This is a genomic window from Burkholderia sp. E168m23, from assembly GCF_016586125.1.
Classification (GTDB): Bacteria; Pseudomonadota; Gammaproteobacteria; order Burkholderiales; family Burkholderiaceae; genus Burkholderia; species Burkholderia orbicola.
This window is the reverse complement of record NZ_BCPP01001699.1, coordinates 1-558: the sequence shown is the minus strand read 5'-3', so window position 1 is coordinate 558 and position 558 is coordinate 1. Positions and strand designations below refer to the sequence as shown.

1 protein-coding gene is annotated in these 558 nt (G+C 70.4%); it reads left to right on the top strand.

The genetic code is table 11. From position 1 onward, the window contains the following. Positions 1 to 42: 42 nt before the first annotated feature. Positions 43 to 558: MFS transporter (locus JMF90_RS39745; protein ID WP_374104355.1), on the top strand; the 516-nt coding region annotated here is incomplete at its 3' end.

Here is a 558-nt window from a genome sequence, read left to right as displayed (position 1 = left end):
GGCATGTACCACCTGTTCTGATTCACTCAACGAGACCCCGCCATGAAGACCCTGTCCCCGGATGCCTCACTCTCACCCGACGGCCGCGCGTCGACGTTCGCGCGCTCGACGCTGGTCGCGCTCGTCGTGTTCGCGGCCATCACGCCGCTGTTGCTGCTCGTGGCGCCCGCCGTTGCCGGTCAGCTCGCGACGCAGCTCGGCTTGTCCGCGTCGCAGATCGGCACCTACTTCTTCGTGGAACTCGGCGCGTTCAGCCTCGCGACCGCGCCGTCGTACCTGTGGCTCGGCCGCATCGACGCGCGCCGCGTCGCCGCGTTCGCCGTCGTGCTGTTCGGCGCGGGCAACCTGCTGACCGCGCTGTGGATGCCGGGCTTCGCCGCGCTGCTCGCGCTGCGCGCCGTCACCGCGCTCGGCGGCGGCTCGCTGATGGTGCTCTGCATGACGAGCGCGGCGACGAGCCAGAACAGCGACCGCGTATACGGCCTGTGGGTCGTCGGCCAGTTGATCGCGGGCGCGATCGGCCTGTTCGTGTTGCCGCACGTGTTCGCCGCGTTCGGG